Source organism: Rhodobacter ferrooxidans (genome assembly GCF_000176015.1).
GTDB classification, from domain to species: Bacteria; Pseudomonadota; Alphaproteobacteria; order Rhodobacterales; family Rhodobacteraceae; genus Pseudorhodobacter_B; species Pseudorhodobacter_B ferrooxidans.
The window spans coordinates 20,766-33,893 of the sequence record NZ_ACYY01000032.1; the positions used below are offsets into that span (position 1 = coordinate 20,766).

13 protein-coding genes and 1 tRNA gene are annotated in these 13,128 nt (G+C 66.5%); 6 read left to right on the forward strand and 8 right to left on the reverse strand.

What is annotated here, in order from left to right; all coding sequences use genetic code 11:
• Position 1 precedes the first annotated feature (1 nt).
• The 7 genes from pgl to pdxH all read right to left on the reverse strand — a co-directional run bounded on the left by pgl (position 2) and on the right by pdxH (position 4,961).
• Positions 2-673: a 6-phosphogluconolactonase gene (pgl, locus tag RSW2DRAFT_RS16115; protein WP_008032899.1), complete on the reverse strand. Its 672-nt coding sequence runs from the start codon at positions 671-673 to the stop codon at positions 2-4.
• Positions 670-2,124, reverse strand: coding sequence for a glucose-6-phosphate dehydrogenase (gene zwf, locus RSW2DRAFT_RS16120; RefSeq protein WP_008032901.1), 1,455 nt, complete (start codon positions 2,122-2,124; stop codon positions 670-672). Before zwf ends, pgl begins: the two co-directional genes overlap by 4 nt.
• 187 nt (positions 2,125-2,311) lie before the next feature.
• The gene (locus RSW2DRAFT_RS16125) at positions 2,312-3,010 is read right to left on the reverse strand and encodes an MgtC/SapB family protein (RefSeq protein WP_008032902.1); all 699 of its coding nucleotides are present in this window, start codon (positions 3,008-3,010) and stop codon (positions 2,312-2,314) included.
• A 117-nt stretch (positions 3,011-3,127) separates the two neighbouring features.
• Positions 3,128-3,204 (reverse strand) — tRNA-Pro (locus RSW2DRAFT_RS16130).
• A gap of 40 nt (positions 3,205-3,244) precedes the next feature.
• Positions 3,245-3,739, reverse strand: a complete 495-nt coding sequence (locus RSW2DRAFT_RS16135) for a DUF192 domain-containing protein (RefSeq protein WP_008032903.1) — start codon at positions 3,737-3,739, stop codon at positions 3,245-3,247.
• On the reverse strand, positions 3,709-4,242 hold the full coding sequence (locus RSW2DRAFT_RS16140) for a cold-shock protein (protein WP_008032904.1): 534 nt from the start codon (positions 4,240-4,242) through the stop codon (positions 3,709-3,711). Before RSW2DRAFT_RS16140 ends, RSW2DRAFT_RS16135 begins: the two co-directional genes overlap by 31 nt.
• Before the next feature lie 116 nt (positions 4,243-4,358).
• Complete coding sequence (gene pdxH, locus RSW2DRAFT_RS16145) at positions 4,359-4,961, reverse strand: pyridoxamine 5'-phosphate oxidase (protein WP_008032910.1); 603 nt, start codon at positions 4,959-4,961, stop codon at positions 4,359-4,361.
• Positions 4,962-5,094: 133 nt separating this feature from the next.
• Between pdxH and fabI the strand changes: the two genes are divergently transcribed.
• The 6 genes from fabI (at position 5,095) to trpE (ending at position 11,900) form a co-directional block, all read left to right on the forward strand.
• A complete protein-coding gene (gene fabI / locus RSW2DRAFT_RS16150; RefSeq protein WP_008032912.1) occupies positions 5,095-5,916 on the forward strand; it encodes an enoyl-ACP reductase FabI in 822 nt (273 codons plus the stop codon).
• Positions 5,913-6,527 carry a LysE family translocator gene (locus tag RSW2DRAFT_RS16155; protein ID WP_008032913.1) on the forward strand — a complete coding sequence of 205 codons (615 nt, stop codon included), beginning with the start codon at positions 5,913-5,915 and terminating at the stop codon, positions 6,525-6,527. Before fabI ends, RSW2DRAFT_RS16155 begins: the two co-directional genes overlap by 4 nt.
• 12 nt (positions 6,528-6,539) lie before the next feature.
• Complete coding sequence (gene gpt, locus RSW2DRAFT_RS16160; RefSeq protein WP_008032915.1) at positions 6,540-7,049, forward strand: xanthine phosphoribosyltransferase; 510 nt, start codon at positions 6,540-6,542, stop codon at positions 7,047-7,049.
• A gap of 167 nt (positions 7,050-7,216) precedes the next feature.
• Positions 7,217-8,395 carry an aminotransferase gene (locus RSW2DRAFT_RS16165; protein WP_008032917.1) on the forward strand — a complete coding sequence of 393 codons (1,179 nt, stop codon included), beginning with the start codon at positions 7,217-7,219 and terminating at the stop codon, positions 8,393-8,395.
• 108 nt (positions 8,396-8,503) lie between these two features.
• On the forward strand, positions 8,504-10,381 hold the full coding sequence (locus tag RSW2DRAFT_RS16170; RefSeq protein WP_008032919.1) for a SurA N-terminal domain-containing protein: 1,878 nt from the start codon (positions 8,504-8,506) through the stop codon (positions 10,379-10,381).
• Positions 10,382-10,391: 10 nt separating this feature from the next.
• Positions 10,392-11,900 carry an anthranilate synthase component I gene (trpE, locus tag RSW2DRAFT_RS16175; protein ID WP_008032920.1) on the forward strand — a complete coding sequence of 503 codons (1,509 nt, stop codon included), beginning with the start codon at positions 10,392-10,394 and terminating at the stop codon, positions 11,898-11,900.
• A 138-nt stretch (positions 11,901-12,038) separates the two neighbouring features.
• On the opposite strand, the gene RSW2DRAFT_RS16180 is transcribed toward trpE, so the two are convergent.
• Positions 12,039-13,128 (reverse strand): divergent polysaccharide deacetylase family protein (locus tag RSW2DRAFT_RS16180; protein ID WP_040672460.1); only part of this gene is annotated, 1,090 nt, incomplete at its 5' end.

The window sequence follows — 13,128 nt, forward strand, 5'->3', positions numbered from 1 at the left end:
TTCATTCCGCCCAATGCACGGTTGCGTTTGCCAGCACGGTTCTAACCGGCGCCTCAAGGTCGCTCAGGGTCGCCGCCCGCTGCAGTGCGTTGCGCTTTTCCGCGCCGGTGATCAACAGGTGAATTGCCATGGCACCCCGCAGAACCGGCGCTGTCAACGTAATGCGCGGCTCGCCTGCGGCATCAGAGCGCAGCGCCATCAGCAGCGGCGCCTGCGGCGACAGCGCCTCGGCCAGCCGGTCGGCGCCGGGGAACAGGCTGGCTACGTGCATGTCGGCCCCCATGCCCAGCAGCAGCACCGAGATCGGCAGATGTGGTGCTAGGCCTTCGGCCAGCGCCTCCAGTTGATCTTCGGGCAGCGGGGCATCGGCATGAAGCGGCACCAGCGTGGCTGCCGCCGCCTTGCTGCGCAGCAGCCGTTCGCGCAGCAGCCTTGTGTTGGAGCGCGGGCTGGTCTCGGGCACCCAGCGTTCGTCGTTCAGGAACACCGAGACCCTGGACCAATCCAGATCGACGCCCGACAGCGTGTCGAACACCGGCCCCGGCGTGGTGCCGCCCGGCACGCAGAACGAGGCCCTCCCGTCCTGCCGCAACGCCTGCGCCAGATCGCCCGCCAGCCGGTCGGCCAGCGCCAGCGTCAGAAACTCGCGGTCGGGGTATTCGACGAAGTTCATTCGCGTATCTCCCGCCAGCGGCGGCCATCGCGGTGCATCAGCATCAGCGCATCCTCGGGGCCGGAAGAGCCCGGATCATAGCCGCGTGGGCGGTCGCCCCGCGCCTCCCAGCCCTGGATGATCGGGTCGGTCCAGGCCCAGGCGGCCTCGACCTCGTCGCCGCGCATGAACAGGGTCTGGTTGCCGCGGATCACGTCCATGATCAACCGCTCGTAAGCGTCTGGAATATCGGCACCTTCCTCGCCCAGCGCCTCGGCGAAAGACATGTCCAGCGGCACCTGGGTCAGCCGCATGCCGCCCGGCCCCGGTTCCTTGATCATCACCTTCAGGTTGATCCCTTCGTTCGGTTGCAGCCGGATCACCAGCACGTTTTCGCGCCAGCCCTCGGTGTCGTCGAAGATCGAATGTGGCGGCTCGCGGAAGGTCACGACAATCTCCGATTCGCGCGCCCGCAGCCGCTTGCCGGTGCGCAGGTAGAACGGCGTGCCCTTCCAGCGCCAGTTCGACACATGCACCTTCAGCGCGATATAGCTTTCGGTGCGGCTGGCCGGGTTCTGGCTGTGGGTCACATAACTGTCCTGCCCCGCCCCCGCCAGATACTGACCACGCACGATATCATCCGGCGCCACCGGATCGAGCGCCCGGATCACCTTCAGCTTTTCGTCGCGCACCGCGGCGGGGTCGAAGTGGTAGGGCGGCTCCATCGCGATCAGGCACAAAAGCTGCATCATGTGGTTCTGCACCATGTCGCGCATCGCACCCGACTTGTCATAATAGGCGCCGCGGCCGTCCACCCCCACGGTTTCGGCCACGGTGATCTGCACATGATCGACGTATTCCGATTTCCACAGCGGCTCGAACAGGATGTTGGCGAAACGCACCGCCATCAGGTTCTGCACGGTTTCCTTGCCGAGGTAGTGGTCGATCCGGTAAATCTGATCCTCGCGGAAATGCTGCGCCAGCACGGCGTTCAGGGCGCGGGCCGAGGCCAGATCGCGGCCAAACGGCTTTTCCACCACGATGCGACTGCCGGTATCGGCAATGCCGTGGCTGTGCAGCCGCTGCGCCAGATCGCCGAACAAGGCGGGCGCCACCGAGAAATAGAACGCCCGCACCACGCCGGGGCGCATCATGTCCTTCAGCGGTTTCCAGCCGGCCTCGCCCACCGCGTCGATCGGCACATAATGCAGGCGGGCCAGAAAGGCGTCGATCATCGCGGCATCGCGCTTGTCGGCGCTGACAAATTCGTCAATCGCCGCCTTCACGTCGGCGCGAAAGGCGTCCTCGGTCAGGGCGGCACGGGCGGCGCCGATGATCCGGCTGTCGGCGGTCACCTGACCGGCCCAGAACCGCCGGTAAAGCCCCGGCAGGATCTTGCGCCGCGCCAGATCGCCGGTGGCGCCGAACACCACAAGATCGAAGGGCTCTACCGGGATGACGCGCGAAACCATGGCACTCCTTGCTGTCGCGAAGGCGACCTACCCGCGCTGCCTGCCCGCGCAACCGCGCCGGTTGCCGGCACATCCGCGAGCCCTTGTTAGCGCTAACGAGCGGACGTTTACCCGTCGAACCCGTGCAAGTCTAGTCCTGCGCACCGCCAGTGTGAAGGCGGCACGGCGGGTTGTGGCAAATCCGTGCTCAGCCCTCGTCCACCACCTGCCAACGCACCCGCCGCAGGATCGGCTCCACCGCCAGCCGCCCCACCGATTGCTCCATCACCAGATCGGGGATGCCGTCACCGATCACCAGCACCACCAGATCGACGCCCTCGCCGGCATCGGCCGGAGCGGCTTCGATTTCCGCCATCCGCAGGCCGCCCATGCTGAAGGTGCGCAGCACCAGATTGCGCACATCGCTTTCGGCGCTTGCCGAACAGGTCACCGTCACCCGGAAATGCCGCGCCAGCGGCATCCCGGCGCTGCTCTTGCGTTTCAACCACTTGACCAGCGGCCGCAGGCCCAGATTGACGAAGACCACCATGGCGGTCAGCACCGCGGCAAAGGGCCAGAACCCCGCCCCCGCCATCAACCCCACCGCCGCCGAGCACCACAGCGTCGCGGCGGTGTTCAGCCCATGCACGTTGAAGCCGTCGCGGAAGATGATCCCGGCGCCCAGAAAGCCGATGCCGGAAACCACCTGTGCGGCCACCCGCGTCGGGCTGACCTCGTTGGGAAACAGCCCCGAGAAGATCACGAAGCTTGCCGCCCCCAGTGCCACCAGCGCATTGGTGCGCAACCCCGCCATGCGTTGCCGCACCTGCCGTTCGGACCCGATCAGCGCGCCGCAGGACAGCGCCACGAACATGTTCAGCGCGGCAGCATCAAGGGTGACGGTCATCGGACATTCCGCTGCAAACGGCCGGGTGCGGCCAATTGCCCCACAAAACGCCAGCCGGGCGGCAATGTCACGCCGAATGTAACGGATTTGTAACGGCGGGATGCAGACCCGGCCCGTTGGTCGGGGCGATAGGATTTGAACCTACGACCCTCTGGTCCCAAACCAGATGCGCTACCAGACTGCGCTACGCCCCGACTGCGGCTGCTTTACGATGGATCGGCGGGCTTGAAAAGCCTATTGCGCGGCGCAGGGCCAGGCTGCGGTGGCCTGATCAAGCGCGGGATGCCGCATTTCGCTGCCCGGCACGATGCCCAGACGCGCGGCAAGCCCGCCGTTGATCTCCAGCACCGCCAGCACACCGGGGCCACCGTCGATCGGGGTTTCGTCCTGCGGAATGGCATTGGCATGCACGACCGTCACCCGCCCGGTGGCATCGGCGAACACCATGTCCAGCGGGATCAGCGTGTTCTTCATCCAGAAGGCGGCGTGCTGCGGGCGGTCATAGACAAACAGCATCCCCGCCGAGGTGGCCATGCTTTCGCGAAACATCAGCCCCTTGGCGCGTTCGTCATTGCTGTCGGCCAGTTCGACACTGAACCGCGCCTGCCCGGCGGGGCCGCGCAATTCCACCGAATCGCCACGACATTCTGCCATCGCCATGCTTGGCAGCAGCAAAAGGCAGGCGATCAACCCGCCGCTCAGCCGCCGTGACGCGCAACCGCTTCCCATGACACCACCTGCACCGCCATCCGGCCGCGTTTCCCGTCAAGGATCCGCAGACCCACCGCCTCGCCCGCGGCAAGGTCGGCAAAACCCGACAGCCGCAGCACCTCGACATGCACGAACACATCCTCGGGGCGGCCGAACACGTTGGCAAAGCCGAAGCCCTTGCCCTTGTCGAACCATTTCACCCGCGCCGGTTCCACCGGACGGGCGGCAATCTCCTCGGGCGTGGCACCAGTGCCATCATCGCCCATCGGAAAGAACACCGCCACCGGCGGTTCGATCTCCAGCACCTCGACCGCCTGCCGCCCGCGTTGGGTGGCCTGCACGTTCACCGAAATGGCCGTGCCATCCGCGACCGAGCTTTGCCCGTAGTTGCGCAACACATTGGCGTGCAGCAGAATGTCCGGCCCACCTTCATCGGCGACGATAAAGCCGAATCCCTTGGTCGGATCAAACCACTTCACATGGCCGTGCACTGTCTGCACGACGTTTTCTTCGTCATTCATGATGAGAGCCGTTTCCCCAGATAAAGCCCTTCGTAATGCCTAACTCTGTCAATCGCGCCGGGTTTTCAAGTGCTAAACAAACGCATAATGCCAGACATGGCTGGCATTTGTCGCAATTAAGGGTTCAGCCGGTCGATTTGCCACAGATCGGCCAAATCCTTGCGTTGCCAGCGGAAGCGGTCATGCAACCGGAAGGCCCCATCGGCCCAGAATTCGATCTCCAGCGGCGTGACTCGGATGCCGCCCCAGAACGGCGGCCGCGGCGGGTTTGGGCCTTTAAGCGCCGTCACCTTCGCCACCTCGGCCATCAGCGCCCCGCGCGACGTGAGCGGTTTCGACTGATCCGAAGCCCAGGCCCCCAGCCGGCTTTTCAGGCTGCGCGAGGCGTAATAGGCATCCGCCGCCGCCCCCTCCTCGCGCGTTGTCAGCCCGCGCACCCGGATCTGGCGGCGCAGGGATTTCCAGTGCAGCACGAAGGCCACCTTGCCCGAGGCCGCGATTTCCTGCCCCTTGGCGCTGCCATAATTGGTGTAGAACACAAAGGCCGCAGGCTCGATGTCCTTCAGCAGCACCATGCGCACGTTGGGCATGCCGGATGCGTCCACCGTCGCCAGCGCGATGGCATTGGGGTCGTTGGGCTCCAACGCCTCGGCCTCGGCCAGCCAGGCCCGGGCGATGGCGAAAGGGTCATCGCCCGCGAAAATGCCGCTTCTGTCCATGGTCATCCTTACGGGTATTGCCGGCGAAACCTAGTCCGCACGGGCGGGTGCCGCAAGCCGCAGCACCTTGAAGCCATTCCATCTATCGCCTACACCTCGGAATTACCAATAAAACCGCTGTGAAGGATACATGATGGCGAACGGACTGCTGGCGGGAAAACGCGGCCTGATCATGGGGCTGGCCAACGACAAGTCGATTGCCTGGGGCATCGCCAAGGCCTGCGCCGAGCAGGGCGCGGAGCTGGCGTTTTCCTATCAGGGGGATCTGTTCAAGAAGCGGGTCGAGCCGCTGATCGCCACGCTCGGCTCCAGCATCATGGTCGATTGCGACGTCTCCAGCCCCGCCTCGCTGGACGCGCTGTTTGCCACGCTGGCCGAAGCTTGGGGCAGTCTGGATTTCGTGGTGCATGCCATCGGGTTTTCCGACAAGAACGAGTTGCGCGGCCGCTATGTCGAAACGACGCCCGCCAATTTCGCCATGACCATGGATATCTCGGTCTATTCCTTTACCGCCGTTTGCGCGCGCGCCGAAAAGCTGATGCCGAATGGCGGCAGCCTGCTGACGCTGACCTATTACGGCGCCGAAAAGGTGATGCCGCATTACAACGTGATGGGGGTCGCCAAGGCGGCGCTGGAGGCGAGCGTGAAGTATCTGGCCGAGGATCTGGGCAAGGACGGCATCCGCGTCAACGCCATCTCGGCCGGGCCGATCAAGACCCTGGCGGCCTCGGGTATTGGCGATTTCCGCTATATCATGAAGTGGAACGAGCTGAACTCGCCCTTGCGCCGCAACGTCACGCAAGAGGAGGTCGGCAAGGCCGCGCTGTTCCTGCTGTCGGACCTCGGGTCGGGCACCACCGGCGAGAACCTGCATGTCGATGCGGGCTATCATGTGGTCGGCATGAAGGCGGTGGATGCGCCGGATATCGACGTGGTGACGGGCCGCAAGGAATGACGCTTGCCGCCTTCCTTGCGGTGGCGCTGCTGCATCTGATGGCGGCGATCAGCCCCGGCCCCGCCGTGCTGATGTCTGCCCGCACCGGCATCACCGAGGGCCTGCGCACCGGCGCGTTTCTGGCGATCGGCATCGGGGCGGGCGCCGTGGTCTGGGCTGCTGCGGCGATGTTCGGGCTGGCGCTGCTGTTTGCCGCAGCACCTGCGCTGCTGTGGGGCTTCAAGATCGCGGGCGGGCTGTATCTGTTGCACATGGCGTGGAACATGTGGCGGCAGGCCGACACGCCGCTGGCGCTGACCGACGACCGCCGCCCGCCGCGCAGTGCGGCATCGGCGTTCCGGCTGGGTCTGTTGACGCAACTGTCGAACCCCAAGCCCGCCGTGCTGTTTTCCGCCATCTTCGTCGGCACGGTGCCGCAGGGCACGCCGCTTTGGGTGGTGCTGGCGCTGCTGACCGTGGTGTTCCTGAATGAAGCGATCTGGAACACGCTGGTGGCGCGAATCTTCTCGTTTGACCGCTCGAAAGCGGTGTATATCAGCCTGAAATCGGTGATCGACCGCGCCTTTGGCGGGATGCTGGCCCTGCTGGGCCTGAAGATCGCCGCCACCTGAAAGGGAACTCCGATGTCGCCCGAACGTCTGCCGCATGAAAAAGGCTTTCACGTCTCCTGGGACCAGATTCACCGTGACGCCCGGGCGCTGGCCTGGCGGCTGGACGGCAAGGGTCCGGGCGAAGGCGGTGCCTGGAAGGCGGTGGTCGGCATCACCCGTGGTGGGCTGGTGCCGGCGATGATCGTCAGCCGCGAGCTGGACATAAGGGTGGTCGATACCATCTCGGTGATTTCCTATGCGCATCAGGATCGCGGCGACGCCGAGGTGACCAAATCGCCGCAGGCCGAGCTGATGGGCGATGGCACCGGGATTCTGGTGGTCGATGATCTGGTGGACAGCGGCAAGACGCTGGAACTGGTGCGCAGCCTGTATCCCAAGGCGCATTTCGCCACGGTCTATGCCAAGCCGTCGGGCAAGCCGCAGGTCGATACCTATATCACCGAGGTCAGCCAGGACACCTGGATCTTCTTCCCCTGGGACATGGCGCTGCAATACGTCCAGCCGTTCCGCGGCAAGGATTGAAGGCAAGGGGGCTGTCTGCCCCCCTCTTGGCCTGCGGCCAATTCACCCCCCGAGGATATTTGTGAACAGATGAATGGCAAGATGCTTCGGCTCTTGCGCGGCGGGCGGCGGGGTGGTTCGCTGTTGTTGACCTTTTCGGGCTGCGGCCCCTTTTGCGAGAGATGTCCATGACCCTGCCGCTGAACCCTGCGATGGCCGCCACCGACATGCCGCCGGTGATGGAGGCGCGGCGCTGGCTGGCGGGGGCTGTGTTCACGCCGGAACGGCCGTTGATCAATGTCAGTCAGGCGGCACCGGTGGACAGCCCGCCCTTGGGCTTGCGGCAGGCGCTGGCCGAGGCCGCGCTGAACGATCCGGCGGCGCATATCTATGGCCCGGTGCTGGGTCTGCCGGCGTTGCGGGCGGAAATCGCCAGCCAGTGGTCGGCGGCCTATGGCGGTGCGATTGCCGCCAATCAGGTGGCGATCACCCAAGGCTGCAATCAGGCCTTCACCGCCGTGATGTCCACCCTGGCCGGGGCCGGCGATGAGGTGATCCTGCCGACGCCGTGGTATTTCAACCACAAGATGTGGCTGGACATGCAGGGTGTTGTCACCGTGCCGCTGGCCACCGGCCGCAGTCTGATCCCGGATGCTGCCGAGGCCGCCAAGCTGATCACTTCAAGAACCCGCGCCATCGTGCTGGTTTCGCCCAACAATCCGGGCGGGGTGGAGTATCCGGCGGCGACGCTGACCGCCTTCCGCGATCTGGCCCGGGCGCAGGGGCTGGCCTTGATCGTCGATGAGACCTACCGCGATTTCGACAGCAGAAGTGGTATGCCGCATGATCTGTTCACCGACCCGGACTGGCCGGAAACGCTGATCCATCTTTACAGCTTTTCCAAGGCCTACCGGCTGACCGGCCACCGGGTTGGCGCGATTGTCGCGGCCTCGCCCCGGCTGGCGCAGGTCGAGAAGTATCTGGATACCGTCGCCATCTGCCCCAGCCAGTTGGGCCAGATCGGCGCGCTGTGGGGGATGCGCAACCTGTCGCAATGGCTGGCGGGGGAACGCGCGGAAATCCTGTCCCGCCGGGCCGCGATGATCAGCGGCTTCAAGGCGCTGCCCGACTGGCGGCTGCTGGGCTGCGGCGCCTATTTCGCCTATGTCGAACACCCGTTCGCGCTCGACTCCGACCAGCTCGCCAAGCGGCTGGTGCAAGAGGCCGCGATCCTGATGCTGCCCGGCACCATGTTCCAGCCTGCGGGCAACCCGGACGGCAAACGCCAGTTGCGCATCGCCTTCGCCAATGTCGATGCCACCGGCATTGCCGAGATGTTCCGGCGTCTGGCCGCCCTGAAACTCTGACGGCCGCGCCCCCGAACCGCCCCCACGGGTGGCCGCAGCCCATCTTGCCCCCCTGCCCGCAACCGCATAGACAGGGCAGCAGATTTCCGCACCCCGACAGGAAAAACCATGGCCAAAGCACCCGAACCCGATGCCCCCGTCCGCAAGCGCAAGGGCGCCTCGACCGTGGTCTGGGCGCTGATGGCGCTGCTGATGCTGGGCCTGGGTGGCTTTGGCGTCACCAACTTCGGCTCGGGCGTGTCCGAGATCGGCGCGGTGGGTGATCGCAAGATCGACGTCAACCAATATGCCCGCGCCCTGCAGCAGGAACTGGCGGCGTTCTCGGCGCAGGTCGGCAGCACAGTGTCGCTGCAGGAAGGCATCGAGCGCGGCATCGACCGGCAGGTGCGCCAGCAGTTGCTGATCGCGGCGGCGCTGGACAACGAGGCCGACCGCATCGGCCTGTCGGTGGGCGATGCAAGAGTGGCGCGCGAGCTGGCGGGCATGGCGGCGTTTCAGGGGGCAGGCGGCAGTTTCGACCGCGAAACCTACCGCGCAACCCTGAAAAACAACAGCCTGACCGAGGCGGATTTCGAAGGCAATCTGCGCGACGACCTCAGCCGCAGCCTGCTGCAAGGGGCGGTTTCGGGCGGCATCGTGGCCCCCGCGGCACTGACCGACACGCTTTACAGCTTTATCGCCGAACGGCGCGGCTTTTCGTTGCTGCGGCTGACCGAGGCCGATTTGAAAACCGCAGTGCCCGCGCCGACCGAGGCCGATCTGCAGGCGCATTACACCGCCAATCTGCCCGCATTCACCAAGCCCGAGGCCCGGCGCATCACCTATGCCGCGCTGTTCCCCGCCACGCTGGCCACCACCATGCCGGTCGATGAGGCGGCGTTGAAGGCGCTTTATGACTCGCGGATCGACGAATTCGTGCAGCCGGAAAAGCGGCTGGTCGAGCGGCTGGTCTATCCGACCGAGGCCGATGCCACCGCCGCCCGCGCCAAACTGGACGCAGGCACGCCGTTCGAGACGCTGGTGGCTGAACGCGGCCTGACGCTGGAGGCCATCGACATGGGCGATGTCGGCAAGGCCGATCTCGGGGCGGCGGGCGAGGCGGTGTTCGCGCTGACCGAGCCGGGGGTGGTCGGCCCGCTGGCCACCGACCTTGGCCCGGCGCTGTTGCGGATGAACGCCATTCTGGCGGCGCAGAACGTCAGCTTCGAGGACGCCCGCGACACCCTGGTGCCCGACATGCAGCAGGATGCCGCCCGCCGCGCCATCGGCGACAAGCTGGAGGCGATTGACGATGCGCTGGCCGGGGGAGCCTCGCTGGAGGATCTGGGCAAGGAATTCGGCATGGCGGTGGCCAGCATCGACTTCGTGCCCGAGGTTCCGGCCGAAGGCGAGGATGCCATCACCGGCTATCCGGCGTTCCGCGAGGCCGCAACGCAGGCGGTCGAGGGCGATTTTGCCCAGACCGTTCAACTGGATGACGGCGGCGTGGTGGCGCTGCGGCTGGATGAAATCGTGCCCGCAGCCCCGATCCCGCTGGATCAGGCCCAAGAGGCGGTGACCGCAAGCTGGCGCAAGGCCGCGGTGGCGCAGGCGCTGGCCGCCCGGGCGGCCGAGATCAAGGCGGCGGTTGAAGGCGGCGATACGCTGGCCGACTATGGCACTCCGGCCGTCACGCCGGAGATTGCCCGCGACGGCTTTGTCGAAGGCGCGCCCGCGGATATCCTGTCCACGGTGTTCAAGTTGCCGCAGGCGGGTGTGGGGCTGGTGCAAGGCCCCGATTTCACCGGTCTGGTGCAGGTGGACAGCATCACCCCCGCCGCTGCCAGTGGCGAGGCCGCCGATGCGCTGAAGGCGTCACTGAACGCACAGATCGAACAGGCGCTGGCGCAGGATGCCTTCCTGATGTTCTCCAATACCCTGGCGCAGACCGCGGGCATCCGGCTGGACGAGGCGGCGATCAACGCTGTCCACGCCCAGTTCCGCTGAGGGCTGCGGCATGGGTTTGACGCCGACGTTCGAAGAGTTTGAAGCTGGCTGGACTGCCGGGCGCAACCAGTTGGTCTATGCCCGGCTGGCCGCCGATCTGGATACGCCGGTCAGCCTGATGCTGAAACTGGCCGAGGCCCGCACTGATACTTTCATGCTGGAATCGGTGACGGGCGGCGAGGTGCGCGGGCGCTATTCGGTGATCGGCATGAAGCCCGATCTGATCTGGCAGTGCCACGGCACCGCGGCGCGGATCAACCGACAGGCGCGGTTCGACCCCACCGCCTTCACCGCCGAAGCTGCCGCCCCGCTGGACAGCCTGCGGGCGCTGATTGCCGAATCCGCGATTGACATGCCCGCCGACCTTCCGGCGATTGCCGCCGGGCTGTTCGGCTATCTGGGCTATGACATGATCCGGCTGGTCGAACACCTGCCCGACGTGAACCCCGACCCGCTGGGCCTGCCCGATGCTGTGCTGCTGCGGCCTTCGGTGGTGGCGGTGCTGGACGGGGTGAAGGGCGAGGTGACAGTGGTGGCGCCGGCCTGGGTCGGCTCGGGCCTGACCGCACGGGCGGCCTATGCCCAGGCGGCGGAACGGGTGATGGACGCGCTGCGCGATCTGGACCGCGCGCCCCCTGCCCTGCGCGACTTTGGCGAGGCGGTGCCGGTGGGTGAGCCAGTGTCGAACTTTACCCACGCGGGCTACAAGGCGGCGGTCGAGGCCGCCAAGGCCTATATCCGCGCCGGTGACATCTTTCAGGTGGTGCCCAGCCAACGCTGGGCGCAAAGCTTTTCGCAGCCGCCGTTCGCGCTCTATCGCAGTCTGCGCCGCACCAACCCCTCGCCGTTCCTGTTCTTTTTCAACTTCGGCGGCTTTCAGGTGGTGGGGGCCAGTCCCGAGATTCTGGTGCGGCTGCGCGATGGCGAAGTGACCATCCGCCCGATTGCCGGCACCCGCAAACGTGGTGCCACGCCCGAGGAAGATCGCGCCCTGGAGGCCGATCTGCTGGCCGACCCCAAGGAACGCGCCGAGCATCTGATGCTGCTGGATCTGGGCCGCAACGATGTGGGTCGGGTGGCAAAGGTCGGCACGGTGCGCCCGACCGAGCAGTTCATCATCGAGCGGTATAGCCATGTGATGCACATCGTCTCGAACGTGGTGGGGCAGATCGCCGAGGGCGAGGACGCGCTGTCGGCGCTGCTGGCGGGGTTGCCTGCGGGCACGGTGTCGGGCGCGCCCAAGGTGCGGGCGATGCAGATCATCGACGAGCTGGAGCCGGAAAAGCGTGGCGTCTATGGTGGCGGCGTCGGCTATTTTGCCGCCAATGGCGAGATGGATTTCTGCATCGCCCTGCGCACCGCGGTGCTGAAGGACGAGGTGCTGTATATTCAGGCGGGCGGTGGCGTGGTATATGACAGCGACCCCGAGGCGGAGTATCAGGAGACGCTGAACAAATCCCGCGCCCTGCGGCGGGCAGCGGAAGATGCGGGGCTGTTTGCCCGGCGCGGCAACGGCTGAACCGGAGGAGCCGGGGGTTTCACACCCCCCAGCCCGGCCACGGGCCGGGCGTTCGTCGCTGAAAACCTTCCACTGGAAGGTTTTCCGGGCGCGCCACACCCCCCGTGGGATATTTGTGCAAAGGTGAAGCCGAAGGCCTCAGGGCGTGGCGAGAACGGCGCTGATCGGGGCCAGGGCGACCGAGGCGGCGCGGCCTTCGACGGTCCATTCCAGCAGGGCTTTCACGGTGTCGGGGTTGGTGGTGCCGACCACGGTGACGCGGCCATCCTGGGCGGCCTTGAAGGCGGCGCGGTCAAGGTAGCGGCGCATGGTGGGGACACTTTCGCCCGCGCCATCGAGGCGGCGGAACACCATGCAGGCCGCCAGCCCCTCGCGCCGTGCCACCTGATCGCCGGCGTTCAGCCCCTTGTCCCAGGTGATCAGCCCACGCCCGATGTCCTTGATCACCGGCACCACTTCGGTGGCCAGCGGCCGGTTGGTCTGAAACCCGCCCTCCTCCAGATCGAGCACCGCCACCGATTCCGGCAGGGCGGCGGCATTGGCCTGAAAGCTGACCGCCAGATCCGAGGCGGTGGCGCCTTGCGGGATGCCGGTGGCCAGCATGATCACCTCCTGGTCCGCGGCGCGGTAGATGGCGGCGGCGGTGGCGGCATCGCGGGCGGCAGGGTCGATGGCAAAGCTGACCGGAAACGGCAAGGAGGCAAGGCCGGTGCGGTCCACATCCGGGCCGCCGGTGTCGATCAGGATCAGCGCGAACATCGGCTTGGCCGAGGGGTTCTCGAAGGCGCGGGCAAAGCGTTGCAGGGCGGTTTGGTCCTCGTCCGGCAAGGCGGTCTCGGCGGGTGGCGCGGCTTCGGCATCACCGATACGCGGCAGGCGGTTTGCGGTGACATCCAGGGCCTGGGTCTCCAGCGCCGGAACCGGGCGCAGGATCGCGGTTTGCTCGGGCATCGGCAAGGGTTCGGACGTCGCATCGCCTGCAGGCAGCGGCTGAGCGTCAAGGATCGGCTCGGGCAGCACCCCGGGTTCTGGTGCCGGTTCGGCCACCGGTTCGGCCGCCGGTTCGGCAACCGGTTCGGGGGGCGGTGCCAGAATGGCGATTTCTTCCGGGGTCAGCGGCGGCAAGGGTGGCAGTTCGGCGGCGTCCGGGCCAGCGTCGGTCAGGGCCGCAGTCGGGCGCAGCGGGTCGGCGGGGGCCGGGACCGCTTCGGCCAAGGTGGCGGGCAGG